General features: G+C 38.5%; 27 protein-coding genes and 4 tRNA genes. 9 read left to right on the top strand and 22 right to left on the bottom strand.

The features are described 5' to 3' along the window. Positions 1-12 precede the first annotated feature (12 nt). From ACWJAF_RS09315 to srtB, 12 genes are all read right to left on the bottom strand, one after another. Positions 13-870, bottom strand: coding sequence for a PIG-L deacetylase family protein (locus ACWJAF_RS09315; protein ID WP_448863463.1), 858 nt, complete (start codon positions 868-870; stop codon positions 13-15). Between the two features lie 28 nt (positions 871-898). Next, positions 899-1,729: a carbohydrate ABC transporter permease gene (locus ACWJAF_RS09310; RefSeq protein WP_448863461.1), complete on the bottom strand. Its 831-nt coding sequence runs from the start codon at positions 1,727-1,729 to the stop codon at positions 899-901. Further along, positions 1,726-2,625 carry a carbohydrate ABC transporter permease gene (locus ACWJAF_RS09305; RefSeq protein WP_448863459.1) on the bottom strand — a complete coding sequence of 300 codons (900 nt, stop codon included), beginning with the start codon at positions 2,623-2,625 and terminating at the stop codon, positions 1,726-1,728. The genes ACWJAF_RS09310 and ACWJAF_RS09305 overlap by 4 nt, the downstream gene beginning before the upstream one ends. A gap of 81 nt (positions 2,626-2,706) precedes the next feature. Next, positions 2,707-3,969 carry an ABC transporter substrate-binding protein gene (locus ACWJAF_RS09300; protein ID WP_448863457.1) on the bottom strand — a complete coding sequence of 421 codons (1,263 nt, stop codon included), beginning with the start codon at positions 3,967-3,969 and terminating at the stop codon, positions 2,707-2,709. 140 nt (positions 3,970-4,109) lie between these two features. Next, complete coding sequence (locus tag ACWJAF_RS09295) at positions 4,110-5,825, bottom strand: sensor histidine kinase (protein ID WP_448863455.1); 1,716 nt, start codon at positions 5,823-5,825, stop codon at positions 4,110-4,112. Further along, complete coding sequence (locus ACWJAF_RS09290) at positions 5,822-7,339, bottom strand: response regulator transcription factor (RefSeq protein WP_448863453.1); 1,518 nt, start codon at positions 7,337-7,339, stop codon at positions 5,822-5,824. Before ACWJAF_RS09290 ends, ACWJAF_RS09295 begins: the two co-directional genes overlap by 4 nt. A gap of 256 nt (positions 7,340-7,595) precedes the next feature. Further along, entirely contained in the window at positions 7,596-7,811 is a 216-nt protein-coding gene (locus tag ACWJAF_RS09285) for a hypothetical protein (RefSeq protein WP_448863451.1), read from the bottom strand. Between the two features lie 344 nt (positions 7,812-8,155). Further along, positions 8,156-8,422 (bottom strand): 30S ribosomal protein S18, encoded by a 267-nt coding sequence (rpsR, locus tag ACWJAF_RS09280; RefSeq protein WP_006427702.1) that lies wholly within the window; start codon positions 8,420-8,422, stop codon positions 8,156-8,158. Positions 8,423-8,481: 59 nt separating this feature from the next. After that, positions 8,482-8,937: a single-stranded DNA-binding protein gene (locus ACWJAF_RS09275; RefSeq protein WP_296033620.1), complete on the bottom strand. Its 456-nt coding sequence runs from the start codon at positions 8,935-8,937 to the stop codon at positions 8,482-8,484. Between the two features lie 20 nt (positions 8,938-8,957). Continuing rightward, positions 8,958-9,245, bottom strand: a complete 288-nt coding sequence (rpsF, locus tag ACWJAF_RS09270; protein WP_006427704.1) for a 30S ribosomal protein S6 — start codon at positions 9,243-9,245, stop codon at positions 8,958-8,960. 130 nt (positions 9,246-9,375) lie between these two features. Then, positions 9,376-9,570, bottom strand: coding sequence for a DUF951 domain-containing protein (locus tag ACWJAF_RS09265; protein WP_296033622.1), 195 nt, complete (start codon positions 9,568-9,570; stop codon positions 9,376-9,378). Beyond that, positions 9,570-10,403, bottom strand: a complete 834-nt coding sequence (gene srtB / locus ACWJAF_RS09260) for a class B sortase (RefSeq protein ID WP_448863448.1) — start codon at positions 10,401-10,403, stop codon at positions 9,570-9,572. Before srtB ends, ACWJAF_RS09265 begins: the two co-directional genes overlap by 1 nt. A 308-nt stretch (positions 10,404-10,711) precedes the next feature. Here srtB and ACWJAF_RS09255 point away from each other — a divergent pair, with 308 nt between their 5' ends. The 4 genes from ACWJAF_RS09255 to bilS all read left to right on the top strand — a co-directional run bounded on the left by ACWJAF_RS09255 (position 10,712) and on the right by bilS (position 13,517). Then, entirely contained in the window at positions 10,712-11,113 is a 402-nt protein-coding gene (locus tag ACWJAF_RS09255) for a hypothetical protein (protein WP_448863446.1), read from the top strand. 12 nt (positions 11,114-11,125) lie between these two features. After that, complete coding sequence (locus ACWJAF_RS09250; protein ID WP_448863444.1) at positions 11,126-12,097, top strand: DUF5685 family protein; 972 nt, start codon at positions 11,126-11,128, stop codon at positions 12,095-12,097. After that, positions 12,094-12,861 carry a DnaJ domain-containing protein gene (locus tag ACWJAF_RS09245; RefSeq protein WP_448863442.1) on the top strand — a complete coding sequence of 256 codons (768 nt, stop codon included), beginning with the start codon at positions 12,094-12,096 and terminating at the stop codon, positions 12,859-12,861. The genes ACWJAF_RS09250 and ACWJAF_RS09245 overlap by 4 nt, the downstream gene beginning before the upstream one ends. A gap of 137 nt (positions 12,862-12,998) precedes the next feature. After that, the gene (bilS, locus tag ACWJAF_RS09240; RefSeq protein WP_448863440.1) at positions 12,999-13,517 is read left to right on the top strand and encodes a flavodoxin family protein BilS; all 519 of its coding nucleotides are present in this window, start codon (positions 12,999-13,001) and stop codon (positions 13,515-13,517) included. 69 nt (positions 13,518-13,586) lie between these two features. On the opposite strand, the gene ACWJAF_RS09235 is transcribed toward bilS, so the two are convergent. The 5 genes from ACWJAF_RS09235 to ACWJAF_RS09215 all read right to left on the bottom strand — a co-directional run bounded on the left by ACWJAF_RS09235 (position 13,587) and on the right by ACWJAF_RS09215 (position 16,387). Next, entirely contained in the window at positions 13,587-13,718 is a 132-nt protein-coding gene (locus ACWJAF_RS09235; protein ID WP_448863438.1) for a hypothetical protein, read from the bottom strand. Between the two features lie 53 nt (positions 13,719-13,771). Further along, positions 13,772-13,842, bottom strand: a tRNA-Cys gene (locus ACWJAF_RS09230). 3 nt (positions 13,843-13,845) lie between these two features. After that, positions 13,846-13,917: transfer RNA gene (locus tag ACWJAF_RS09225), tRNA-Glu, on the bottom strand. 313 nt (positions 13,918-14,230) lie between these two features. Further along, positions 14,231-15,253 carry a type I glyceraldehyde-3-phosphate dehydrogenase gene (gene gap, locus ACWJAF_RS09220; RefSeq protein WP_448863436.1) on the bottom strand — a complete coding sequence of 341 codons (1,023 nt, stop codon included), beginning with the start codon at positions 15,251-15,253 and terminating at the stop codon, positions 14,231-14,233. Between the two features lie 177 nt (positions 15,254-15,430). Further along, the gene (locus tag ACWJAF_RS09215) at positions 15,431-16,387 is read right to left on the bottom strand and encodes an L-lactate dehydrogenase (protein ID WP_448863434.1); all 957 of its coding nucleotides are present in this window, start codon (positions 16,385-16,387) and stop codon (positions 15,431-15,433) included. 394 nt (positions 16,388-16,781) lie between these two features. Here ACWJAF_RS09215 and ACWJAF_RS09210 point away from each other — a divergent pair, with 394 nt between their 5' ends. From ACWJAF_RS09210 to ACWJAF_RS09195, 4 genes are all read left to right on the top strand, one after another. Then, entirely contained in the window at positions 16,782-17,921 is a 1,140-nt protein-coding gene (locus ACWJAF_RS09210) for a PucR family transcriptional regulator (RefSeq protein WP_448863432.1), read from the top strand. 108 nt (positions 17,922-18,029) lie between these two features. Next, positions 18,030-18,668 carry a lactate utilization protein gene (locus tag ACWJAF_RS09205; RefSeq protein ID WP_448863430.1) on the top strand — a complete coding sequence of 213 codons (639 nt, stop codon included), beginning with the start codon at positions 18,030-18,032 and terminating at the stop codon, positions 18,666-18,668. 60 nt (positions 18,669-18,728) lie between these two features. Continuing rightward, a tRNA-Cys gene (locus ACWJAF_RS09200) sits at positions 18,729-18,799 on the top strand. Between the two features lie 143 nt (positions 18,800-18,942). Beyond that, positions 18,943-21,240 carry a DNA topoisomerase III gene (locus ACWJAF_RS09195; protein ID WP_448863428.1) on the top strand — a complete coding sequence of 766 codons (2,298 nt, stop codon included), beginning with the start codon at positions 18,943-18,945 and terminating at the stop codon, positions 21,238-21,240. A 1-nt stretch (position 21,241) separates the two neighbouring features. Here the strand turns inward: ACWJAF_RS09195 and ACWJAF_RS09190 are convergent, their stop codons facing one another. Then, complete coding sequence (locus ACWJAF_RS09190; protein ID WP_448863426.1) at positions 21,242-21,874, bottom strand: DUF1847 domain-containing protein; 633 nt, start codon at positions 21,872-21,874, stop codon at positions 21,242-21,244. Positions 21,875-22,196: 322 nt separating this feature from the next. Between ACWJAF_RS09190 and ACWJAF_RS09185 the strand changes: the two genes are divergently transcribed. Next, complete coding sequence (locus ACWJAF_RS09185; RefSeq protein WP_448863424.1) at positions 22,197-22,862, top strand: hypothetical protein; 666 nt, start codon at positions 22,197-22,199, stop codon at positions 22,860-22,862. On the opposite strand, the gene ACWJAF_RS09180 is transcribed toward ACWJAF_RS09185, so the two are convergent. The 4 genes from ACWJAF_RS09180 to ACWJAF_RS09165 all read right to left on the bottom strand — a co-directional run bounded on the left by ACWJAF_RS09180 (position 22,859) and on the right by ACWJAF_RS09165 (position 25,129). Further along, entirely contained in the window at positions 22,859-23,779 is a 921-nt protein-coding gene (locus tag ACWJAF_RS09180; protein ID WP_448863422.1) for an AEC family transporter, read from the bottom strand. The genes ACWJAF_RS09185 and ACWJAF_RS09180 overlap by 4 nt on opposite strands. 243 nt (positions 23,780-24,022) lie before the next feature. Beyond that, entirely contained in the window at positions 24,023-24,187 is a 165-nt protein-coding gene (locus tag ACWJAF_RS09175) for a DUF6783 domain-containing protein (protein ID WP_448863420.1), read from the bottom strand. Then, entirely contained in the window at positions 24,123-24,395 is a 273-nt protein-coding gene (locus ACWJAF_RS09170; protein ID WP_448863418.1) for a helix-turn-helix domain-containing protein, read from the bottom strand. The genes ACWJAF_RS09175 and ACWJAF_RS09170 overlap by 65 nt, the downstream gene beginning before the upstream one ends. A 662-nt stretch (positions 24,396-25,057) precedes the next feature. After that, a tRNA-Asn gene (locus ACWJAF_RS09165) sits at positions 25,058-25,129 on the bottom strand. Positions 25,130-25,299 lie beyond the last annotated feature (170 nt).

The raw sequence follows: 25,299 nt of genomic DNA, 5'->3' as shown, positions 1-25,299 counted from the left end.
ATATTTAACTTTTTAACGTACCTTCCAGAAAATTTCTTCATCTTTAATAAAAGCCATTAAGAATTCATATGCATCTGGTTCTAAAGCCGTTTCATGTTTCAAAAGTGCCTGATATTTTAAATTATTTATTCCTCTGACTTTTGTCATCTCTTCTGGCAGTTCTAATATCATTCGTTCTTCCCATTTATATTTGCCATTTTCTTCCAATCCTTGCGGACAGCTAAATATTGTCGTATCTCTTTCAGGCCAATTATCGTCACCCGCACAAGAATGAATTAATCCACAAAACACTTTCGGCTCATACCCATTTTTTTCATTTAACATATCCAAGACTTCACACACAAAATAATACAATGCTGAATGATCCCCATGGGTATCATATTCGGATGTTGTAAAAATAACATCCGGCTTCTTTTCCTCCAATAACACCTGTAAATCTTCTACAAACGTTTCTCGATTATACGCTCCATGTTTTCCATATTTTCTCATATGGAATTCTGCTTTATCTTTTAACCCATATGTTTCTTGTGCGCAAGATGATGAATAAATTTTTTGTTCGTTTTTTTCATTATAGAGATGTGTCAAAAAACTTTCACTTTCCGGCATTCCAGTATCTGCATATCCCATAATTTCAAATGATTCTTTGTTGCTTCCAAGAGTTTCCAATCCTGCTACACTTTCCTTAAGTCTTGCACAACCTTTAGAATAGTCCTCACATCCATAATCACCATTCGTGGCCATCACAACCGTACATGGAATATTGTTCTTTTGACAAATTCTAATTACTCCTGACGCCATCAAGATTTCATCATCCTGATGCGGCACAATAATCATGACATTATTACATACTTTTTTTATATCCAGATTCATTTTCTAATCCTCATATTTAATTTTTTCTTTAACCCTTTACTGCGCCCGCTGCTACACCTGCTATAATATATTTTTGCATAAATACATAAAAAATCATAAGTGGTGCAACTCCAAGCATTAGCATTGGGAATAATGCTGTCCAATCTGTTGCAAACTGTCCAATATTTCTTGTTACTTCCTGAAGAATAACGTCATTTTCTCTGCTCTGCAAAAACAAAAGTGGCGTCATAAATTCATTCCATACATTTAATGTTACAATAATTACTACAGTAGAAATAACTGGTTTCAACAAAGGTAGTACTATCAGGAAAAATCTTTTAAACACAGAGCATCCATCAATTGCTGCTGCCTCTTCCAATTCCTTTGGAATTGTAGATTCAATAAATTCTTTAAATAAAAATACCGCCTGAGGTGTATTAATTGCTACATCTACAAGAATAACGGACCACAAAGTATTCATTAACCCAAATCCTTTTACAATTTTATACAAACTAACAATGTTCATCTGAAATGGGACAATCAATCCAGCAAGAAACAGAAGAAAAACTCTGGTTCCCATTTTGGACTTTGTTCTTGCCAATGCATATCCTGCCATAGAGCCAAATATAACAATCAAAATCACCGCTGTTGCAGTAATAAACAATGTGTTTCCAAATGCTCTCGGAAACTCCATATTTACCCACGCATTTACATAGTTATCCAACCGAAGTACTTTAGGCAAACCAAGCGGATTTGCTGTTGCCTCTTGTGAACTTTTTAAAGTTGTAACAATTAAATAATAAATTGGTATAAACCAGATTACCGCTATTAAAATCATAAAAATTTCGGTAATCGCAAGATTTCTTTTTTCTTTTCTCATTGTATTGCCTCACTCCATTTTCCCATTAATTTTGTTACTACTGCACTAATTGCAAGAACGATAATGAAGAAGCATACACCAAAGGCTGAGCCTGTACTGTAAAATCCTTCTGATATTCCTTTTTTCATCATAACCGTCATAACTGTCTGTGTGGCATCACCAGGTCCACCTGATGTCATAGAATAAATAATATCAAATACTTTCATTCCGCCAATCAATCCTGTAACAATTACAATTTTCACCGATGGACACATTAATGGTAAAGTTACATACATAAATTTTTTCAATCCACTGGCTCCATCAATTTCTGCTGCCTCATAAAGATCCGGAGAAATGCTCTGTAAATTTGCAAGGAAAATAACCATTGCCCAACCTGTCCATTGCCAAATTTGTGTTAAAATAACAGAATATAATGCATTTTTCGATGTGAAAAAATTCAACGTTCCAAATCCCAACTGATGCAAAATATTATTAATTAACCCAAAATCCGAAGATGACATAATAAAGTTCCATAAATATCCTATAATCAAAGAACTAAATACTGCCGGAAAGAAAAATACTGCTCTCAGCAGATTTCTGCTTTTTAATTTCTGATTTAATATAAATGCAAGCGGCAATCCGAGAAGCGTTTGAAATCCAGTTAATAAAATTGCATAGATAACCGAATTTTTAATGGCCGCCAACATAACCGGTGTTTGCAATACCTTTATATAATTCTTTAATCCCACAAAATGAAGATTAATTGGGTTCATATCCGTGTAATCTGTAAAACTATAATAAATCGTATACAAAAACGGGGTAATACTAAATAATAAATATATAATCAGTGCTGGTAAAATAAAAATAATAAAATATTTTCCAAGCTCACCAGCTCGTAGTTTTTTCTTTTTCACCATTTTTCATTCTCCTAAAAAATCAAAAGGTGCCTTGCGCCACTTGGGACGCGAGAGGCACCTTATTCATTCTTTTACTGTATCTTATTTTTCAAGCAATTCTTTTACTGCCGAATCAACATTCTTCAATGTTGTATCCAAATCCTGTTCTCCCAGAAGGTATGACTGCATTTCTGTTCCGTATGTTTCATGTGCACTTGCTGCATCTCCCCATTCATTCCATGGACAATATACATTACCCGCTTCCAATGCTTTTGATGCACTTGCATATTCTTCTGGTAATTCAAATTTAGCTCCTTCAAGATAAGACGAACCACCCTGATTATCCTCCCAGAATGCCTTCTGTCCTTCCTCTGTAGAAAGTGCTTTTAATACTTTCATTGCTGCATCTTTATTTTTTGATGATTTATTTACCGCAAAACCACATCCTGGTCCTCCAATCAGCCATCCATCACTTGCTTTCGTTCCATAGAATGGCATCATATCAACCTTAAGATCTGGATTTTTCTCTTCAATAGTATCCAAATCCCATGGACCCGAACAGAACATTGCTGCTTTTCCGGTTGCAAATTCCTCAAGAGCCTGATCATGGTCAATTCCTACCATATCCTTTGTGTATACTCCATCAGTAATCATCTCTGACCATTTTTCAAGATATTTATTCCAGTTTCCTTCCAATGTTGTTTTTCCGTTTCTGTATTTTTCTCCGAAATCTTTTCCTTCATCCGTTGAAAGATATTCTGCCGTTACAAAAGCCATCGAATTCTTTAACATTGGCTCCCATGATTTTAATCCTGCTGCTAATGGTTTAATTCCAAGATCTTCAAATTTCTTGCATACATCCAAATATTCATCAAATGTTGTTGGCAATTCAATATTATTTTGTTCAAACAATTCTTTGTTAAAATATGTTCCTTCAAACCAGCTAATTCCCGGTAACGCATATACATCTCCATCGTAGCTATATACATTTGTTCCTGCATCAGAATATTTCTTTCCAAGATCATTGACTTTTTCCAGATAACCTAATTTTGCATGTTTTAATGCAGATGCTGGTGATTCACAAATAATATCTGGTCCTTCTTCGGCCGACAGCTGTGTATCAACAACTGTGTCATAATTTGAATTATCAATAAATTGGAACTCAATTTTTACATCCGGCACTTCTTTTTCCAGGTAATCCAAAAGTGTTTTCACAGTATCTTCATTGTTCCAATACGTCATTCGAATTTTTGTTTTTCCGTCACTTGTTTTTTCCGAACTACTATCAGAACTTTTGCCACACCCCGCTACTAATCCTGCTACCATTGTGGCACATAACAGAACGCTTACGATTTTTTTCTTCATATCTTTTGTCCTCCTCTATTTGCTTTAATTATACTTTTTAACCATATATATTAAAATTGTACATTTTTTGGATTTATAACATTTTTTCAAGAAATTCTTCTATACGAAAAGCAGGAAGCCATTACTCAGCTTCCCACTTTTTATTTATTCTCTATCACTTTTCTAATTTTAACAGAAAAACAAATCATACCATCATCTGTAATCGAGCTATATAAGCCACACTCCTCATCATAATACATGCGAATTCTTTCACGAATATTATAAATTCCATACCCCTTTCCAGGGGTATTTAAAATCTTCTCCAATTCTCCTTTATCTACCTGCAGACCATTATTATATACATGAAATACAAGAAATTCTTCACCATATATGTACTCTATCTTTATTTTTCCTCTCTCATATTCACACAAATCCACTCCATGACATATTGCATTCTCAACAATTGGTTGCAATAAGAAGTTCGGCATTTGACATTCCATTCCTGCTTCATCCAACTGATACTCTACATCAAAATTATCTTCATGTGATTTTAGTTGAATTTGTAAATATGCTTTAATATTTTCCAATTCATTTTGTACAATTGTAATCTGCCTTCCTCCATTTAGTGCCGTCCGGTAGAATTTTGCAAGAAGTCCAGTGATTTCTGCAATATCGTCCTGCTCTGACCTTATAGCTTTCCATTTAATGCTAGACAAACAATTATACAAAAAATGAGGATTCATCATTGCTTGCAATGCTTTTAACTCTTCTTTTCGCTTTTCCAAACCTAATTGGTACATATCCTGCATCATTTGATTTATTTTCATACACATTTCGCGAAAACTTTCTGCCACAATTCCTATTTCATCAGAATAATCCTGCTCTATCTTTAGGTCAAAATTTCCTTTACTAATCTCTTCCGCTCCATGTTTTAGTTGAAGAATTCTCGTACTTAAAATTTTAGAAAGCACACTCATCATAATCAATGCAACCGCAAGACACAATCCCATCACCAACACCGTCGTTGCTAGAATTTCTCGAATTTGATCCGAAATTTCCGATTTATCGATATAATAATATAATCTCCATCCATTATCCATTTCCTTAGAAGACACTAATATATACTTTTTAGTTTCGTAAACCCTTTCTTCTCGGCTTTTTTCGATATGTTCATGAATATTTTTATTTATTTTTTTATCTTCAATTGTTCGTTCTACTATTTTCTTTCTATTCGCATCCACCAAAAGAATTCCATTTTTCAGATAGTTTGATTGAAAAATCCCATCCAAGAATTCATCTTCAAACACTTCTAATTGCATATATCCAATTGCCGTCGATGAAGTCGCCGAATCCAAAATCATTCTTGTTGCACAAATCCGATTGCCTTCAACACTCCATTCTGTTTTAAAATTATTTTGGTTTTTACTGAACCAATTTCTTCTTTCTTCCTCCTCTAATGGTTTCAAAAAACTCCCCAATGACTGTTTAACATATGGCGAATAAATTTCTATTCCTTTTATCTTATCATCGCTAGCTATAAAATACCAAAATGTAGGCTCCACCGAATCGTTCATTTCTTTCACTAATGCATTTCTATTTTTCAATCCATTTTCCAAACTTCCTCTTAACTTTGCATTATATGACAAGTATTTAATATTGTCATTTTCTCGTTGAATATCATTTTGCAAACTATAAGAGATTGCATCAACATTACTTTCCATTGTATGCTTAGTCTGTCTTATCAAATTTTTTTTAGATACATAATATGAATACATACCTAACACTAAAATTGGTAACATAACCAATATCAAGTAACTAATAATCAATTTTTTCCTAATAGATGCTTTTCCGTAATACCAGTTCCATATTTTTTTCATATTTTTTCTCTCAATTGCTTTGGGGTAATTCCATAATAATTTTTAAATAATCTATTAAAATATGATTGATTTTCATAACCGCAAGCCTTAGCAATCTGAACAATTTTTAATGTTCCTTCTTCAAGCATAATTTTAGCTTTCATCATTTTCACATCAGTTATATATTTTACCAACGTTTGTCCAGTTTCTTTTTTAAAAATATAACTAATATATGCTGGTGTTAAATTCACATTTTCTGCCACATAATTCAAACTAATATCTTTCGCATAATCTTTTTCTACCAAATTTTTAATTTTATGAATAATCCTTGAATCATCTTGCTTTTCTAACGCCAAAGAATCTAACATCTTGTCCATAGACTCTCCGTAAATCTCCAGCATTGTTCTTGCATCTTTTGCCCGAAACATTCCTTCCGACGAAGCCAAAACCTCTTCCATTTCTATTTTCGGAGATTTATCATACAAAGATTTAATAATAGAATATAATATATTTTGCAAATATAATTTACTAACTTTGTCTAATGACAATATCGTTTTCTTTAACAATTCGTTTTGTTTTCTAATTAATTCTAAATCCATAGACGTAAATGCTTGCTCCAATTTTTTACCGGCGCTTTCTACATCCGAGGCATAATATTCTGTTTCGTTAAAATAGGATTTCACCATAATAATTTGATTATCGTAGCCAAATATCTCTCTTTGTATTTTATGAATTTCAACCAATTGCTCTTCTAATTTCGCATCATTTTCTATCAGATCACTAATAATCATTACCGCTTCGCTTTGCGTTTCTTTATGCAGATCCATTAAAAACTTTTTTGATTGCTCTTCTATCTTATCTCCAACTAAATATTTTTTATCTCGTACCAATAAATACGCTTCATTAGGATACATATTGAAATATAACACATTTTTTCCCATATACATTTTCAAAAAATGAGTAAATAGCTCTTCATATTCTTCATAAAAATTTTCTGCAAACTCCACATCCAACAATTTGCATCCTGCCTTATTTGGTTCAAAAAGTATCTGGTTTACTTTTTCTCTGTCATCATCTGCAATATATGCCCTATTAAATATCTTATAAAATAAATTCTTGCGATTCTGAATTTCGGCATTTTGATTTTGCTCATCTTTTTTGTTATCATCATTAATTGTTTGTATAACAGAACTCATTAACTTTTGAAATTCATCAATCTCTATAGGTTTTAACAAATAACTTACGGCATTTGCTTCCAATGCCTGTTTTGCATAATCAAATTCCCCATATGCGCTATAAATTATAATTTTTATCTCCGGCCATCTCTTATACACTTCTTTCGCCAATTCTAACCCATTCATAATAGGCATCTTTACATCCGTAAACAAAATATCTATTTTGTACTTTTTAATATACTGCAATGCCTCTTTTCCATTTGCCGCTTGCATGATTTCTAATGGATATTTATATTTTTTTATAAGCCAAGAAATCCCCTCTCTTTCTTCGCGTTCATCATCTACTAATAAAATTTTCATCTTTTCATCCCTTTATATTATCGCATCCGCACATGGTTCTTGTGCATTTTGCACATATTTTATATAGTATACTCGCTATTTTATGAAATAGCAACCCAAAATTCTCTAATTTAAATGTACTACTTCATCAATTTTTCTAAATCTACCTTTTGTAATATAGATAAAATAAAAATAAAAATCATCCCTATAATGACAAATATCCCTCCCTTAGGTTCCATAATACACCTAAAGAGAGGGGTGTTCATTATCTAAAATTTCATTTCCGTTTTAAGTTCTTGATTTCTTCTCGCAGTCTTTTTATTTGTTCTTCTTTTTGATTTAATTGCCCACTCTGCTGCCTTATTTGCTCATTCCGCTGCCTTATTTGCTCATTCTGCTGCCTTAACTCCTTGTCTAATTCTCCCAGTTCTTTTTTCTTTTCTCTCAGTTCTTTTTCCTTTTCTTCCAGTTCTTTCTGCATATCATCAATCATTAACTTCACTGTATTCCTATCCATTTCCAGCAATTCCTTCGAGAACATCTGCATCACCTCTTCAATATTCCGGCAGACATCGTAAACTTGCTCATATATTTTTTGAAGTCCGGATATTTTTCTATTAGTACTATAACAGATACCGGATCATCCAAACAAAAATGCAAGCCCTATGTGCAGCCAATTTTCTAACTTTAAACTTCCATCTTTATTTTGCTAAATATTTTTAAATTTGTCAATAGGTATAGTTGTATATTTTGAATATAGTTATATTTATCCACACATTATTTCTCTATGTATAAAAAATCGCCAATGCAATGCATTGACGATTTCACCATTCAATATTAGTCCTGTACGTATGGCATAAGAGCGATGTGACGTGCTCTCTTGATTGCTACTGTAAGAGCTCTCTGGTGCTTAGCGCAGTTTCCAGTAATTCTTCTAGGAAGAATTTTTCCTCTTTCAGAGATGTACTTTCTTAATTTTGCTGTATCCTTGTAATCGATTTCGTTATTCTCTTTTCCACAGAATACGCAAACTTTTTTTCTTCTGCGTCCGCCGCCTCTTCTTTTGAAGCCGCCTTCTGGACGATTTCCTTTATCGTAAGCCATTTTGGTTTCTCCTTTCAACAAAATGAAATTCCGGCTTGTACCACTCGTAGTACGAAAGCCTAATTAAAAGGTAATTCCTCATCAATTCCATCTGGAATATTCATGAAGCCGTCACCTGCATCAGATGCTGGTGCTGGAGCCGGTGATGGAGCTGCCGCACGGAAACTTCCTGCATTTGCGTCGCTTACTGCCTTGCTTTCAGCAAATTCCTGATCTTCTACTACAACGTCTGTTGTGTAAACTTTCTGTCCATCTTTATTGGTATAGCTTCCTGTCTGAATACGTCCGGTTACGATAACTTTCAGTCCCTGACGGAAATATTTCTCAGCAAATTCTGCACTTCTTCCGAAAGCAACACATCCGATAAAGTCTGCGCTCTGCTCTCCGTCGTTGTTACGTCTGAATCTGCGGTCTACAGCCAATGTATATCTGGCAATTGCCATAGAGTTATCTCCCTGAGAGTATCTTACTTCAGGGTCTCTTGTTAAGCGTCCCATCAAAATTACTTTATTCATATAATACCTCTACTTCCTGCTTATGCATCCTGTCTAACGCATAAAAATCTGATTACATTATCCATGATGCGAATTCTCTGTTCGATTTCGCTTGGAGTCTCTGCATCAGACTCGAAGTGGATGAAATAATAGTATGCTTCTTTCATCTTCTGAATCTCGTAAGCTAATCTCTTCTTACCCCATTCATCAACGTCAGAGATCTGTCCACCGAAACGTTCAACTAATGCTTTCACCTTTTCGATTACCTGAGCTCTTTCGTCGTCTTCGATTTTTGCACTGACAACAACAGCTAATTCATATTTGTTCATGTCGTCTTGCACCTCCTTCTGGTCTTTTGGCCCCCGCTCATCTTATGTGGGAGCAAGGATTTCTGCCTCTTATTTAAGGACAGAATTATTGTATCACGAGTTATTATGATATCATAAAGTCCTGATTCTTTCAAGCCTTTTTCTTCAATTCTTTTGTATTTTTTTCAACTAATTTTCTTGCAATCATAATCTGATGTCCGCATCCCATACATTTTAACCGGAAATCAGCACCCACTCTTAAGATTTCCCATTCTTTACTTCCGCACGGATGCTGTTTTTTCATCGTTACGACATCGCCTACTTCGTAATTATATTCTTTTTTCATTACTGCTGCGTCTCCTCTTCTTTTACTCCTCTTACGACAAATCTGTGATTATCGCTGGCGCTGGTACAGGTTGATAATGTAACAATCTGGCTCTGTGTCGTCACTTCCACACCCGTATCATAAAGAGCTGTAGATTTCGTCATATCCAGAAAGCTCTGATATGCCTCATCAGACTCAAATGCTGTCTGATACGAATCCGATGTATCCAGAACCTGGCCCGCAGAATAGATATGATATTTCAGTATCCGTCCATCCACCGTATAGATGTAAAAATACGGATTCTGCTCCCAGAAACTCTTTTCTTCGTAGTCCTGCAGATGCCGGAACATCGAACCATCTTTCATTCTGTGACCAAAGATCAGCGTATTTCTGTCTGAAAAATCTTTGTTATTATCTACATTTAAAAATATCGTTCCGAGCGTATTTTCATTTGCTGAAAATGTTTTTTTCAAATATTCGCTGTTATTTTTTCCCTGTACGACCGGATAATTGATCTGGCTTGGTTCCTTCGGAAATCTTATCCATCCGATCGTATCTGCATTAATCTCCAGAAGCTTCGAAAAATCCACACTGAATCCATCCGTCTCCGGTTCCCCGTCTCCATTATTATCTGTACTGTTACTGTCATTCTGTGTGATCGCAAGCTTTCGTACTTTATCGTATTCGCTCCTTCCACTTAAGTATCCTTTTCCAATCATGCCTAACTGGAATGCCGATACGGCAAATACTACCAGCGCAACAATCAGTATAATATTGGTGATAATTCTGCCTATGCTCTTTTTCTTTCTTCTTCCTTTGTGATAATGTTTTCGACCATGTCTTCTTCTACTCATATTCTCACATCTTTCTATTCTTTGCTATTTTCTATTTTCCCATATATTCCTGCGTTTGAACAAGCCTCTGCACCCTGTCCCTGCGTTTTATATGGCTATCATTTTTATCTTACCACACTCCGCTTACATTCGTCACTTCCCCGAATCAAAATCTTTAGAAATTTTAATACTCAGTTTATTGTTTTTTTCCCAGTCTGGCGTATCATTAAATGTATATTACCGCTTTATATCAGGACTTACACTATCTCCTGTAAAAGCACATGCCGAAAGGCTATGAAAAGATAGATTTTTTATTAAGAGGTGACACTATGAAACTAAAAGACAAATTTATCCGTTTTATGTATGGAAGATACGGGATAGACTCCTTTGGAAAATTCACGATCTGGGGCTCCCTGATCATTATGCTGATTGCCGGATGGACGCATAACAATCTGCTTTCCCTGATCGCCTGGGCGGGCATTATCTATTCTTACTACCGCATGTTTTCAAAAAAGACATACAAACGTGCTACAGAAAACCAGAAATACCTGCAGATGACCCGCGGTATCCGCACTTTCTTCTATAAACAGCGTAATTTGATGACTCAGAGAAAGACACATCACATTTATAAGTGTCCGACCTGCAAACAGAAAATCCGTGTTCCAAGGAGAAAAGGAAAAATCAAGATCCGCTGCCCGAAATGCAACACAACATTCATAAAAAGAAGCTAATGAGGTTATCCTATGTTCGGTTATATTTCAATTAATAAAGCGGAAATGAAATTCAAAGATTACGATGTCTACCATTCCTATTACTGTGGACTATGCAAAGTTTTAAAAGAATGTTATGGTAGAAGAGGTCAGGTAACTTTATCTTTTGACATGACATTTCTTGTGGTTCTGCTCACTGGGTTGTATGAGCCAGACACAAAGACCGAGATGGTCCGCTGCGTCGCACATCCAACGCAGAAACACGCTGCGAAGACCAATGAATTTACAGAATACGCCGCAGCCATCAATATGATTCTCTCTTATTATAAGTGCGAAGATGACTGGATAGACGAGCGCAAAAAGAAATCTTTTGTTGCGGCAAGGCTTCTGAAATCAAAGCTAAAAGAAATAAAAAAAATATATCCTGTAAAATGTAAGGTCATTTCCGAAAATCTCGCTGAAATATCCAGGCGTGAAGCCGAAAATGAACAGAACCTGGATCTTATGTCCGGGCTCTTTGGTAATATTATGTCTGAGATTTTCGCTTACCGGCATGATGAATGGGAATCTTTGCTTCGTAAGATGGGATTTTTCCTTGGCAAATTCATCTATCTGATGGATGCTTACGATGATGTAGAACAAGACATAAAGTCCGGAAGTTACAATCCATTAAAAACCGTTTATCAGGAAGATCCAGCATTTGCAGATGACTGCCGTGGACTTCTGACGCTTATGATGTCGGAATGCTCCAGAGAATTTGAACAGCTTCCTGTTCTGCTTCATGCAGAGATTATCCGGAATGTACTCTATTCCGGTGTATGGAGCCGTTACACTGCAGTGACAGCAAAACGCATAGCCGCAAAAGAGAAATCAAAAGCCTCTGAATCAGAAAAAAATTCCAATAACTGTGCTGACACTGCTGATTCTATGACTTCAGATAATCACACCGAAGATAATACACATCCTGACACAGAGAATTCAACAACAGGAGATCAAGAACAATGACAGATCCATATAGCGTCTTAGAGATATCTCGTGATGCCTCAGACGATGAAATAAAAAAAGCATATCGTAAACTAAGCCGGAAATACCATCCGGATGCGAATATCAACAATCCGAACAAAGACCAGGCCGAAGCCAAATTCAAAGAAGTACAGCAGGCCTATCAGCAGATCATGAAAGAACGTGAATATGGCACTTCCGGCAATACCGGATATGGTCCGTATGGTCAGAGTGGATATGGCACCGGCCAGGGTTCCGCAAACGGTGATTTCGGAAACTTTGGCGGTTTTGGTGGTTATGGTCCGTTCCGTGGATTCTACGGCGAATACCGTCAGTCCGGAAGTTCTTCTCAGGAAAGTGAAGAGGACCTGCATATGAGAGCCGCTGCCAACTTCATCAACAGCGGCCGTTACCAGGAAGCCTTAAATGTACTGAACGGAATCAACGAACACACTGCACAGTGGTACTATTACAGTGCCATTGCCAATTCCGGACTTGGCAATAACGTAACTGCCCTGCAGCACGCCAAAGAAGCATTGCGTATGGAACCGGATAATTACCAATACCAGATGTTAGTGAATCGTTTTGAAAGTGGCGGAAGCTGGTACCGGCAGCGTCAGAATCCTTACACGACTACCTTTGGCGGCGGCAGTGACTGGTGCGTAAAATTATGTATTGCCAACATCGTCTGCAACCTGTGCTGTGGCGGCGGAATGTGTTGTGGTGCTCCGGGCGGTTATACCGGCGGCGGTGGACATTATATGTAAGGACACACCTTTAAGTATTTTACATTTTTACTAATCACAAATACACAGTAAAACTGTGACAACAATATACAATGTACTTTCAGCGCCTTTCTGTGTCTGGTTTTGTGAGTACATATCACCTAAAAGGAGGAAATTTTATGCTGGATTACCTTGTTTTATATCAAAGTGAATCCGGGAATACAAAGAAAATTGCCGCATCTATTTTCTCTCGTCTTCCGGGTAATTCGAAAGACCTGATCGATATAGATACGGATAAAAGAATTCCGGAGGCAAAAATCTATTTTATCGGATTCTGTGTACACCGCGGAAGCTGCAGTATGGAAGTCAGTGATTTTCTAAGTGATCTCAGCGGCAAGCAGATTGCTTTATTTGGCACCTGTGGTATGGAAGATTCCCCGGAATATTATAAAGATATTGCAGGACGCGTCAGCGCCTGGATCGAATCCGATAACGAATACCTTGGATACTTCATCTGCCAGGGAAAGATGCCTCAGAAAGTCCGCATGAAATACGAATCCATGCGCACCCCTGAAAATACGGCCCAGATCGACCGATGCGTCCGCAACTTCGATCTTGCCCTTACACATCCCGACAGTCTCGATGTGGAGCATGCGAAAGTGTTTGTGGATCATATGCTTAAGAAAATTGAATTATAATTACACATTAACAGATAAAAAGAAGAAGTTTAGCAACGTATGTAGTACCTCTCTAAACTTCTTTTTTTCTTATCTTACTACTTCACTCAATTCTGGTATTGCCTGCGCAGCCCCCGGACGTGTCACGGCAATTGCTGATGCTTTTGTTTCTTCAAATACATTATAATCTACAGAACCTGCCACTGACAGCTTCTCTTGCATATTTTGGTATTGCAAAAAACCTCGAAAACAAACGTTTCCGAGGTTTTAATAAGAGGCGCCAACCAGATTTGAACTGGTGATAGAGGTGTTGCAGACCTTTGCCTTACCACTTGGCTATGGCGCCAGATGACTCCAACGGGAATCGAACCCGTGTTACCGCCGTGAAAGGGCGATGTCTTAACCGCTTGACCATGGAGCCATGTATTTTGTTTTTGTGTTTTGTGTTTGTCACACGACCGATATTTAATATACCATAGACTTGATCGTTTGGCAAGTGTTTTTTGAAAATTTTTTAATATTTTTCATTTTTTTATTTGGAGATTTTTTATTTTTCGAATTTTTCCTTATTTTCTGCGGACAGAAAAAGCTTGTATGTTCTATTTCTGCCCGCATGTTGTTCGGTTCATAATCGTAATAACGAATCCATATGTCCCTTACAGAAGTATATGATATAAAATCAAATGTGTTACATCAGAATCAGATCTTACATGCCCCTGTCGTCATCCTAATTACTAGCGATTGTGATCTACCTTGTCCATATGCTCAATAAGCCGGAATATCTGACTTGTATATCCCCACTCATTATCATAGAAACAGATGACCTTGAAAAAATGAGAATTCACCTGAATTCCCTGCCTTGCATCAAAGATCGATGCATGTGAATCTCCGATAAAATCCGAAGATACAACTTCATCATCTACATAATCCAGAATACCAGACAAATATGTCATAGAGGCCTCCTGAACTTTTTTGCAGATCTCATCATATGATGCCGGCTGTTTTAACGCTACATTCAGATCAACAATTGATACATCTGAAGTTGGAACACGGTAAGAAATACCACTCATCTTATCCTTTAAAGACGGAATGACAAGCGAGATTGCTTTTGCGGCTCCCGTTGTAGATGGAATCAGATTGCCAAATGCCGAACGTCCGGTTCTCCAGTCTTTCTGGGAACGGCTGTCCACAACTTTTTGTTTTGCAGTTGCGGCATGAATTGTTGACATCAGTCCATATTCGATTCCATAATTATCTTCCAGCACTTTACAGATTGGTGCAAGACAATTCGTAGTACATGATGCATTCGATACAACCGGCATATCCGATGTATATTTGTCATGGTTAATTCCCATGATAAATGTCGGTGTATCCCCATCTTTTGCCGGTGCTGAGATAATAACTTTCTTCGCACCGCCTTCTAAATGGGCTTTTGCCTTTTCTGTTGTACAGTATGCACCTGTTGCATCAATAATATACTCTGCACCACATGCTCCCCATGGAATCAATGCCGCATCTGATTCTGAAAATACAGGAATCTTCTGTCCTTCAATGATCAGTCCATTCTCATATGTATCCAGTTCTCCCTGAAAACGTCCAAATGTAGAATCATACCGGATCATATACTTCATATAATCCAGGTCTGCATTGCGTACATTGATTCCGCATATTTTAAAAGTGTCCGGTTGATTGATGGCGATACGGAGTGCTACGCGTCCAATACGTCCAAATCCGTTAATGCCGATTGAAATTGCCATGTTACAATTACCTCCTATAAGACATACTTGTCCGCCGGTTATCATATTCCGGCTTTTATTATTAGAGGGGCACTGTTTTTTGGCTCTTTCTGATTCTTTTTGTAATCTGTTGTCAATGTAACATAGGAATATCTAAAATGCAACACATCCAAAAGTAATTAAAATATTAACGATTTTCTACATCTGATCGGCTTTCTCGACGAATCCCCGGATGACACTACATGAATTATGAAGCTGCTCTTTTTCTTTCTCTGTCAGGGAGATTTCCAGAATCTCTTCCACACCATTTTTACCGATCACACATGGCACTCCCGCCGGAACTCCCTGTTCTCCATATTCTCCTTCAAGAAGAACGGATACCGGAAGGATTCTCTTTTCGTCATGCATGACTGCTCTTGCAATATTGCTGAGTACGGCACCGATTCCAAATTCTGTACAGCCTTTTCCTTCTACGATGTGGAATCCACAGACCTTATCCTCCGCACTGATCTTATCAAAATCCATTTTATCCCGGTATTCCGGATGAATGCTCAGGTATTCTTTTACCGGTATCCCGCCAATCTGTATATGTGATACCGGAATAAACTGTGAATCCCCATGCTCTCCCATACAATAAGCCTGGATGGAATGACGGCTTACGCCGGTAATCTCAGATAACATTCTGCGAAGTCTTGCTGAATCCAGGGATGTTCCGGTGCTGAACACCTGATTTCTTGGGAGTCCCAGTCTTTTTCTTAAGAAATCAGCAATGATATCTGCCGGGTTGGAAATGCTGATCAGAATCCCATGAAATCCTGACTCTTTTAACGGTCCTACAATCGTATTCATCATCTTGATCGAATCATCGAACATATCCAGCCTTGTCTGTCCCGGAAGACGGCTCTTTCCGGCTGCCATCACCACGATATGAGCATCCGCACAGTCAGAATAATCTCCGGCTCTCACTGTAAAATCCCTGTCCAGATTAGAGGCCATATCGTCAAGATCCAGTGCCTGCATTGCCGCTTTATTCTTATCTATATCAATATATACGATCTCATCTGCCAGCCCCTGCATCATAAGGCTCAGTCCGCAATGAGATCCTACATGTCCTGCTCCGATAATTACGATTTTCCCATTTTTTATTGCTTTCATTTTTCCATTCCTCCGTCTTTTCCTGGTATACTGTCTCGGCTGGACATCTTTCCCGGTCAGGACAGTTGTATGAATATGTTACTCATTCTAGCACCATTGGTACTACCTGTAAATAGAGTGCGCTCTGTTTTTTCTTTTTTGAACCACAAAAAGCTCCTCAACTTTCGTTGAAGAGCTTTCCGTCTTTTAAAAATCTAGAGAATGGATTTTTTTAGAAGCACATTTTTCGGGGTTGAATATTCATTCTTTTGTACTTCTCATACAATATATCATATGAAATTCACTATGAATATAGTTTTAATCGACAGATTTTATTCTGTAAATTGTGCGCCGCACACAATTATGATAAAATATATCTATACTCTGATCAATATATGTCAGGAGGACCACACTTATGGCAATTAAATTACAGTCCCTGTATGAAGCAATTAACAACCAATTTGATGTCATCCTTCATACCAATAGTTTTTTTGATAAAGAAGTAACCTGGATCCATACCGTAGAACAGGGGGAATTCTCCCATCTGCTCCACGGTGATGAGCTGATCTTTAACTCCGGCCTGAATTTTACCTCTCAGGACTGGCTGAAAGAGTTTTTAAAATCATTGAAAGATGCACACGCCAGCGGACTGATCATCTCTGTAAAATCGCGTCCTGCCTTTTCCCAGGAGATTATCGACTATTGCAACGAGATACAACTTCCGCTGTTCTCCACTTCCTGGGACACTCCGTTCATCGATATCATGCGGATCTTTTCCGAGATTCTGCTAAAAAACGAACACCGCGAGACCAATCTTGCCGCTGCTTTGAAGAATGCGATCTATTACCCCGAAAATGAAGACTCCTATCTGAATCCTCTGGAGAGCAATGGCTTCTTCCGCGATATGAACTATACCGTCCTCATGATCAGCTGCCACACTTATGACAGTGATTCCGGTAATTCTTACCTGGAACAGCTGGAAAAGAAGATCCGTTATTTCATGTCTAAAGGGATCGTATATGAAGAAGGGAACCATCTGATCGTATTGTTTGCCGGTGAATCTGTAAACGATATATCTCAGAAGCTCTACGATGTCTGTCAGAATAACTCCGATGTCTATGCCGGGATTGGAACTACGGTCTCGCAGCTCACAGACATCCACCGCTCTTACGAGACTGCATTTACCGCCTATCAGCTTACCAAAACCGCTCTTCCTAAGAACTTCCTTGAGTACGATAAGCTTGGTGTATACAAACTTCTGGCCGATATCCGCAATCAATCTTTGACAGCAGATTTTCTGAACTCCACACTTGGCCCGCTTCTAGACTATGACGCTGTGCATCATACCGATTATCTGCATATCCTGGAAGTCTACTTTGATCATGACTGCAGCATCATCCATACCGCAGATGCACTTTATTGCCATAAGAATACGCTGTCGTACAAACTGAATAAGATAAAAGAACTTTTGGATTATGATATCCTGACCAATGAGAACCGGACAAACATCATGCTCTCTTTTTATATTTTAAGACTGGAAAAGCGCAGTATATAAATGTTCATTTTCTCATCTTCTGCGTGATTTCAAAGACCGCAGACCTGAATCTGTGTTATAATTTCAGGTAGAAATATCTAAACAATATAAACGTGGGAGGGATTCATTATGGATCAGAATCGAATCAAACGAAACCAGATGTTAGGCGCAAAGATTGTAAAAGAACTTACAGCCCGCAACATGGAAGCTTATTATACAGACTCCAAAGAAGAGGCTCTGAAGAAAGCATTGGAATTAATCCCGGAAGGAAGCAGCATCTCCTGGGGCGGTTCCATGTCTGTCAATGAAATCGGCTTAAAAGAAGCTGTCTGTCAGGGAAATTATCAGGTATACAACCGCGATACTGCACCGACACCGGAAGATAAGCGCAAGATCGAGCTTGCGGCATATGACTGTGACTACTTCCTGACCAGTGCAAATGCAATCACGGAAGATGGAATTATGATCAATATCGACGGACATTCCAACCGTGTATCCTCTATCGCTGCCGGACCACGGAATGTGTTGATGATCATCGGAATGAATAAAGTTACACGCGATGTAGATTCTGCCATGTCCCGTGCAAGAAATGAAGCCGCTCCGATTAACGCACAGCGTTTCAACCTGAACACCCCTTGCTGCAAAACAGGTGCCTGTTTCGACTGCAAAACACCGGATACGATCTGCTGTCAGATCCTGATCACCAGATATTCCAAGACACCGCAGCGCATCAAAGTCATTCTGGTAAATGAAGATCTTGGATTTTAACATACAGATTTTCTTGACTTCACCTTACGTATTTGTTATACTTAACAGTACGTAAGGCATGGCGCCATAGCCAAGTGGTAAGGCAAAGGTCTGCAACACCTCTATCACCAGTTCAAATCTGGTTGGCGCCTCTTATGAAAACCTCGGAAACGTTTGTTTTCGAGGTTTTTTATTACTAACACAGAAACAGGGAATTACAACTACCCTTTCCCCGGATTCATATAACCACATCTAACTTTTATATTTACAAACACGCACCCGAAAGGAGACCTATATGAAATCACTCGTACTGGCAGAAAAGCCATCCGTTGCCCGCGACATCGCCCGTGTTCTTGGCTGTCATAAGAACATTTCCGGTGCGATCGAAGGCAGCAACTATATCGTAACCTGGGCACTTGGCCATCTGGTCACACTCGCCGACCCCGAAGAATATGACAAAAAATTCAAAACCTGGGATATGTCCTATCTCCCTATGGTTCCAGAGAAATGGGAACTCGTCGTAATCAAACAGACATCCAAACAATACCATAATGTAAAGACACAACTTTTCAGAAAAGACGTCTCTGAAATCATCATTGCTACCGATGCTGGTCGTGAGGGCGAACTCGTTGCCCGCTGGATCCTGGATAAATCAGGCTGTCATAAACCAATCAAACGTCTGTGGATCTCTTCTGTTACCGACAAAGCAATCAAAGAAGGGTTCGCCCACTTAAAAGATGGCCGTGCATATAACGACTTATATCATGCCGCACGAAGTCGTGCCGAGGCAGACTGGCTGGTTGGAATTAACGCTACCCGTGCACTGACCTGTAAGTATAATGCACAGCTTTCCTGTGGACGCGTACAGACCCCGACTCTTGCTATGATCGCACACAGGGAACAGCAGATCCGGTCGTTTAAACCGGAAGATTATTATGGGCTGCGGTGCACAACGGCTGTTATCGCTGGTTCTGCCGGCACTACAGCTTCTCTCGTCACATGGACATGGCAGCAAAAGAAAAGCGGCTCCCTCCGCTCCTTTAACAAAGATCTGATAAGCGGACTCGATAAAAAATTAAAGAACCAGACACTTACCGTCACAGACGTCCACACCTCATCCAAACGCACGCCTTCCCCGGGACTTTATGACCTGACAGAATTACAGCGCGACGCCAATAAGCGTTTTGGATTTTCCGCAAAAGAGACATTAAATATCATGCAGAGTCTGTATGAGCACCACAAAGTCCTCACCTATCCAAGAACAGACTCCCGCTATATCGGTACGGACATTGTTCCAACGATTAAAGAGCGTCTGAAAGCCTGCAATATCGGACCTTATAAGAAATATATTCCGGAACTCTTAAAGAAACCGGTTAAGACAAGCAAAGCCTTCGTAGATGATAAAAAAGTCAGCGACCATCATGCGATCATCCCGACGGAAGAATATGTCCAGATGGAACACATGACGAACAATGAACGCAAGATCTACGATCTGGTCGTACGACGTTTTATCAGTATCCTCTATCCGGCATTTGAATATGAGCAGACTACTCTGAGAGCCGAAGCGGCAGGTGAGACATTTACCGCCAAAGGCAAAGTCATCAAAGCAGCCGGATGGAAGGCCGTGTACAGCGATGCTGCATCTTCGGGCTCATCTGCTTCACAGTATGATACTTACGGGGATTATGAAGATTCTGAAGATTTTGGAGAGGACTTCCAGAATAACGATATGTACTTAAAGGCTTCCGAGCAGGCACTTCCTGTTCTCCACAAAGGCGACACTCTGACTATCACACGCACGAATATCACAAACGGTAAGACCAAAGCTCCCGCTCGTTTTACGGAAGCAACACTTCTGTCTGCCATGGAGAATCCGGTGCGTTATATGTCTTCCGATGACACTAAGATGAGAAAGACTCTCGGCGAAACCGGCGGACTCGGAACTGTAGCGACAAGAGCCGATATCATTGAGAAGTTGTTCCACTCTTTCCTGCTGGAAAAGAAGGGCAATGAGATTCTTCTGACTTCCAAAGGAAAACAGCTCCTGGAATTAGTCCCGGAAGACTTAAAGAAACCGGAGCTTACCGCTTCCTGGGAAATGGAACTTGCCAGAATTGCCAAAGGATCACATAAAGAGCAGGTATTTATCAAAGATATCGAAAACTACACAAAAGAATTAATTCAGGATATCAAGACTTCTGACGGAACTTTCCGCCACGATAACCTGACTAACACAAAATGCCCTCGCTGCGGCAAACGTATGCTCTCTGTTAAGGGTAAGAATTCCCGTATGCTGATCTGTCAGGACCGTGAATGCGGCTACCGCGAGACTATCGCCCGCACCAGCAATGCCAGATGTCCAAACTGCCATAAGAAGATGGAACTCATCAAGAAAGGGGACAGTGAGACATTCGTATGCTCCTGCGGCTACAAAGAAAAGCTGGAAGCTTTCAAGAACCGCCGCGCCAAAGAAGGCGCAGGCGTATCCAAGCGTGACGTTCAGAAGTATCTGAAAAAGCAGCAAAAGCAGAATGATGAACCTGTGAATAATGCATTTGCGCAGGCGTTGGCTGGGATTAAATTAGATAAATAACCTATTCCCCTTGCTTCAACTTCGAATAATAACTATCCGCTGTATAAAGCGCAGCCACCGGATTGTGGCCAAGCACACGGTCCTTGGTCACAGCCGTTGTGGTCAGTGCCTCGGAATATTTATAAAACAGACTGTCATGTCCCACGCAAAGTCCAACCACTACGTTCAGATCTGTCTTTGCCTTATTCAGGAGCTTCGCCTGCAGGATCGGATTGCACATGTTAACACCCACACCTTCACAACATTCCGGGATTCCAACCGATGTCTTCTTCTGCGTTCCTGCTTTGCAGCCGACACCATACACTTCAAAACCGTGTCTTCGCAAAATATCTGCCAGAATACGGCTTTCTTTTAATAAGCCGACACAGGTTGCGATCCCGATCTTTTTTGCACCTATCTTCTTTGCAAAATCCATGATTTCTTCCACTCTGGTATGTTTGCAGTAATTCTCATATTCTACTTCTGCTGCCGCAATTGTAACCTTCCGGTTCTCATCTTCATTGTAACATTCCATTGCTTCTTTTAAGACTTTTTCGTCCATATGTGTCGTCAGACAGAAATCCGGATAGTTCTTCTCCATCTTATTGCAGTTTTTTACTGCACAGTCGATACATGACATTTTTTCTTTTTCCATTTTCCCATTCTCCTTTTTGTTTATTTTTGTAAATTATAATTTTTTCTGGTTCAAACTCTTTTACAACTATTAGCGTTTCTACTATTATTTTCCTATCATAATCCTAACATTTTACATTGTCTAATACAACTTTTCCCTCTTTTTCTCTAATAATTACTGTATAACACGTCTGATTTTTACAACTTTTCTTTATCTGTGGAAAATTATATAATATTTATAATGATATCAGGAAGTGAATAGCAATTCACAACATCAATTAAAGGAAAAAGATATTTTCCCCTGACTTCATATTTACCCACTTTTAAATGAGGTGACATCCTTTATGAAACATAAACGACCATCCAATATATTTTCATGGATAAAAGTAAGACATCAGCTTTATATTATCTTTTTTGCCGCTATCTTTATTCCGGTTCTGGGGCTCGGTAACTATCTGATCTATAATTCCCGTGCCACGCTTACCGACCATTATAAAGAGCAGGCGCATTCTGATAATCTGCGGGTCAGATCCTTACTCCTGGATCTGACTTATAATGTATACAATAATTCACAGATACTGTCTCAGGACACAGCTTTAAGACAGCTTCTAAGCACTAATTTTTCTACTGAAAATGAAGCCGAGCTTGCTGAAGATTCGTTTTCCAGTATCAAAACACTTTTAGCTCAGGACGTGTCCATTCATGACATCTCTGTATATACTTATAACGACACGCTGCCGGATAGTGAATACATTCATCCGGTTAGCCGTGCCGTCATGCAGGAGCCCTGGTACAAGGAAGCCTCGGCCTCTGTCACACCATTTTGGACTGTCGAAAAATCCACCGACCGGTTTGACAATCATTTCCAGATACTTACATTGCACACCCGTATTTTTCTTCCAAAGACGAATACATTTGCCATTTTAAATATGGGAGTCAGCCTTCTCTTGCATACTTTGGTATCTACAGGACTTGCCACTGGCAACTCCTTACGAATGCATGACAATTAATATGCCGCCTGAATCACCAGACACCATATCGGAACCATAATCATCGACAATAGTGTCGTCAGCACCACACACTTAGTCGCGAATTCTTCGTCTCCATTATATTTCACCGCAAGAATTGCAGTCGTTGTTCCTGCCGGCATTGCTGCCAGCACTACAGATACACCTGTTACAAGCATCGGCATCCGTGTCAGCAGGCATCCGGCGAATACCATAAGTGGAATAATAATCAGACGCAGTAATGAAAATGCCGCCGTCGTCTTTGTCACCATCGTCTTCAGATCCGCTTCTGAAAGAATCGCGCCGATCAGAATCATTGTAATCGCCGTTGTGCATTTTCCTATATTATTGATTGTATCAAATAAAAAATCCGGCAGAGTAATCTGCAGTCCCATCACTATAATTCCAATCATACACGCCACAATACACGGGTGCGTCACCACTTTTTTCACCAACGTCTTTTTGTCCGGGCTCTCTGTAAAAAATGATACTCCGGCAGACCACATAATAATCCTCTGTGGTATCAGATAAATAGACGCATATAAAAGCCCCATGCTTCCATAGATTCCTTCTGTCAACGGATTGCCGAGGAATCCTGCATTTGAACAGATTGTCCCATACTGTAACACCATTCTTTTTCCTTTGGGAAATTTCTTATATATATGGGTTGCAAGAAATGTACACACAACCTCTATCAGACAGGAAATTACAAATACCTGGCCACATCTTTTTAATATTTCCGGTGAAAATTCAATACAGAATGACGCAATGATATTGCAAGGAAGAATCAAGTCAATCACCAGATCTGTTAATACTTTCTTTCCCTCTAGCGTAATAATATTCTTTTTCCTCAAAAATACACCTGTAGCCATCATCAGAAACATCATGATCTGCAAATTCAGTAATTTGGTAAAGTCCATTTGTTTCACCCTCTTTATCTTTCTAACGGTATTTTGTAATCATTTTTTCAATATTTACCGTACGTTATTCATAATCATATTTTTATAATATTTATCATACACTATCTGCTTTCACTTTATATAATGTAAAAAAATAATCTTATGATAACTTTTACGCATGAGATTTCTTCCAAATGCATGATGATACAGCGAAGCTTCTATTGCGTACTTTGATATATAAAAAAGACCGAAAAGTTATTATAATCAACTTCTCAGTCTTTCTTTTATCATAACCTCATAATGAAAACAAAATATACCACAAAGCGGAACATGTAGATTACAGAAATGATTTTTCAGACGCGCTCTAGGAAACACTCTTTTTGGAGATTTCTTTTTCCCTTGTCTCCGAAACTGCTTTTGAGGCTTCATCATCCGGTTCCAACACAAGAACATCCGCAACTCCACATCCTATATAATCACAAATTCTCGCCAATGTCGATAAATCTACCCGGACAATCTTATTCTTACAATAATTATTCAACTGCGTTCTCTGTATTCTACACGCATAACATAACTGTGTTTTGCTGATCTTCTTTTCCTTTAACAGCTTTTCCAACTCAATCTTAATTCTACTCATCTTTCGTACCATCCTCTACTTGAAGTATACTAAGATTCAGGTTGAAAAAGTAGATGTGATAATTTACACTGTATTTATATACCTGTATCTTTATACAGTGTATGAATACACATATCATAGGAGGTCTGCCATGAAAAAAAGAATTATCCGAATCCTAGTAATCATATTTACACTTGCATTCTTTTTCTCCTTCATCCAAACCAGACCCTATGTTGTAAAGCACTCTACTGTCTTCACTTATGATGATACGATAGAAATGGAACTTTATATAGTAACGAATCGTTTCTTTATTGTACAGCCGGACGCATATTGTAAAAAGATTATTCGGAAACATCTTGCTATTAATAAATTATCCGGAAATGTTTCGTATCGTTTGATTTTATATTCTAATAACTGGAGTTATAAACGGGATCGCTCTTTTGCAGAATATCGGTATGAAGTGAAAGATTCTATTATTTCAAAATCAAAGACAACGTATTAAAACTATATACAATGATATAAGTAGCAATTCTCTTATCTACATAGATATAAAAAGAAAACTCTACAATTAATTAACTTTCATAAATGGAAGAATAACAAATCAATTGTAGAGTTTTCCTGAAATGGAAAATTGCATACTTATACATGAAAAAAACAGAAATCAAATCGATTTCTGTCTTTAACTCCCCGAGTTGGGTTCGAACCAACGACCCTTCGGTTAACAGCCGAATGCTCTACCACTGAGCTATCGAGGAATACTTATATAGTATAAACCCTTTTGTCTTTTTTGACAAGGGCTTTTACTTACTTTTTTATTTTTATGTACCTTCAAAACTGCATACAAGAAATATTTTCTTTCATCCTACCTATCACCTTGCTTGGTCATGCCCTCGACCGATTAGTATCAGTCAGCTCCATACATTAC

This window comes from Dorea sp., assembly GCF_977044405.1.
This window is presented reverse-complemented; position numbering and strand designations above follow the sequence as displayed.

Excerpts from the sequence above, each read along its gene's own strand:
- ACWJAF_RS09315 (WP_448863463.1), bottom strand. The coding sequence starts at position 870 with ATGAATCTGGATATAAAAAAAGTATGTAATAATGTCATGATTATTGTG.
- ACWJAF_RS09310 (WP_448863461.1), bottom strand. The coding sequence starts at position 1,729 with ATGAGAAAAGAAAAAAGAAATCTTGCGATTACCGAAATTTTTATGATT.
- ACWJAF_RS09305 (WP_448863459.1), bottom strand. The coding sequence starts at position 2,625 with ATGGTGAAAAAGAAAAAACTACGAGCTGGTGAGCTTGGAAAATATTTT.
- ACWJAF_RS09300 (WP_448863457.1), bottom strand. The coding sequence starts at position 3,969 with ATGAAGAAAAAAATCGTAAGCGTTCTGTTATGTGCCACAATGGTAGCA.
- ACWJAF_RS09295 (WP_448863455.1), bottom strand. The coding sequence starts at position 5,825 with ATGAAAAAAATATGGAACTGGTATTACGGAAAAGCATCTATTAGGAAA.
- ACWJAF_RS09290 (WP_448863453.1), bottom strand. The coding sequence starts at position 7,339 with ATGAAAATTTTATTAGTAGATGATGAACGCGAAGAAAGAGAGGGGATT.
- ACWJAF_RS09285 (WP_448863451.1), bottom strand. The coding sequence starts at position 7,811 with ATGATTGATGATATGCAGAAAGAACTGGAAGAAAAGGAAAAAGAACTG.
- rpsR (WP_006427702.1), bottom strand. The coding sequence starts at position 8,422 with ATGGCTTACGATAAAGGAAATCGTCCAGAAGGCGGCTTCAAAAGAAGA.
- ACWJAF_RS09275 (WP_296033620.1), bottom strand. The coding sequence starts at position 8,937 with ATGAATAAAGTAATTTTGATGGGACGCTTAACAAGAGACCCTGAAGTA.
- rpsF (WP_006427704.1), bottom strand. The coding sequence starts at position 9,245 with ATGAACAAATATGAATTAGCTGTTGTTGTCAGTGCAAAAATCGAAGAC.
- ACWJAF_RS09265 (WP_296033622.1), bottom strand. The coding sequence starts at position 9,570 with ATGAAAAAAGAATATAATTACGAAGTAGGCGATGTCGTAACGATGAAA.
- srtB (WP_448863448.1), bottom strand. The coding sequence starts at position 10,403 with ATGAGTAGAAGAAGACATGGTCGAAAACATTATCACAAAGGAAGAAGA.
- ACWJAF_RS09255 (WP_448863446.1), top strand. The coding sequence starts at position 10,712 with ATGAAACTAAAAGACAAATTTATCCGTTTTATGTATGGAAGATACGGG.
- ACWJAF_RS09250 (WP_448863444.1), top strand. The coding sequence starts at position 11,126 with ATGTTCGGTTATATTTCAATTAATAAAGCGGAAATGAAATTCAAAGAT.
- ACWJAF_RS09245 (WP_448863442.1), top strand. The coding sequence starts at position 12,094 with ATGACAGATCCATATAGCGTCTTAGAGATATCTCGTGATGCCTCAGAC.
- bilS (WP_448863440.1), top strand. The coding sequence starts at position 12,999 with ATGCTGGATTACCTTGTTTTATATCAAAGTGAATCCGGGAATACAAAG.
- ACWJAF_RS09235 (WP_448863438.1), bottom strand. The coding sequence starts at position 13,718 with ATGCAAGAGAAGCTGTCAGTGGCAGGTTCTGTAGATTATAATGTATTT.
- gap (WP_448863436.1), bottom strand. The coding sequence starts at position 15,253 with ATGGCAATTTCAATCGGCATTAACGGATTTGGACGTATTGGACGCGTA.
- ACWJAF_RS09215 (WP_448863434.1), bottom strand. The coding sequence starts at position 16,387 with ATGAAAGCAATAAAAAATGGGAAAATCGTAATTATCGGAGCAGGACAT.
- ACWJAF_RS09210 (WP_448863432.1), top strand. The coding sequence starts at position 16,782 with ATGGCAATTAAATTACAGTCCCTGTATGAAGCAATTAACAACCAATTT.
- ACWJAF_RS09205 (WP_448863430.1), top strand. The coding sequence starts at position 18,030 with ATGGATCAGAATCGAATCAAACGAAACCAGATGTTAGGCGCAAAGATT.
- ACWJAF_RS09195 (WP_448863428.1), top strand. The coding sequence starts at position 18,943 with ATGAAATCACTCGTACTGGCAGAAAAGCCATCCGTTGCCCGCGACATC.
- ACWJAF_RS09190 (WP_448863426.1), bottom strand. The coding sequence starts at position 21,874 with ATGGAAAAAGAAAAAATGTCATGTATCGACTGTGCAGTAAAAAACTGC.
- ACWJAF_RS09185 (WP_448863424.1), top strand. The coding sequence starts at position 22,197 with ATGAAACATAAACGACCATCCAATATATTTTCATGGATAAAAGTAAGA.
- ACWJAF_RS09180 (WP_448863422.1), bottom strand. The coding sequence starts at position 23,779 with ATGGACTTTACCAAATTACTGAATTTGCAGATCATGATGTTTCTGATG.
- ACWJAF_RS09175 (WP_448863420.1), bottom strand. The coding sequence starts at position 24,187 with ATGAAGCCTCAAAAGCAGTTTCGGAGACAAGGGAAAAAGAAATCTCCA.
- ACWJAF_RS09170 (WP_448863418.1), bottom strand. The coding sequence starts at position 24,395 with ATGAGTAGAATTAAGATTGAGTTGGAAAAGCTGTTAAAGGAAAAGAAG.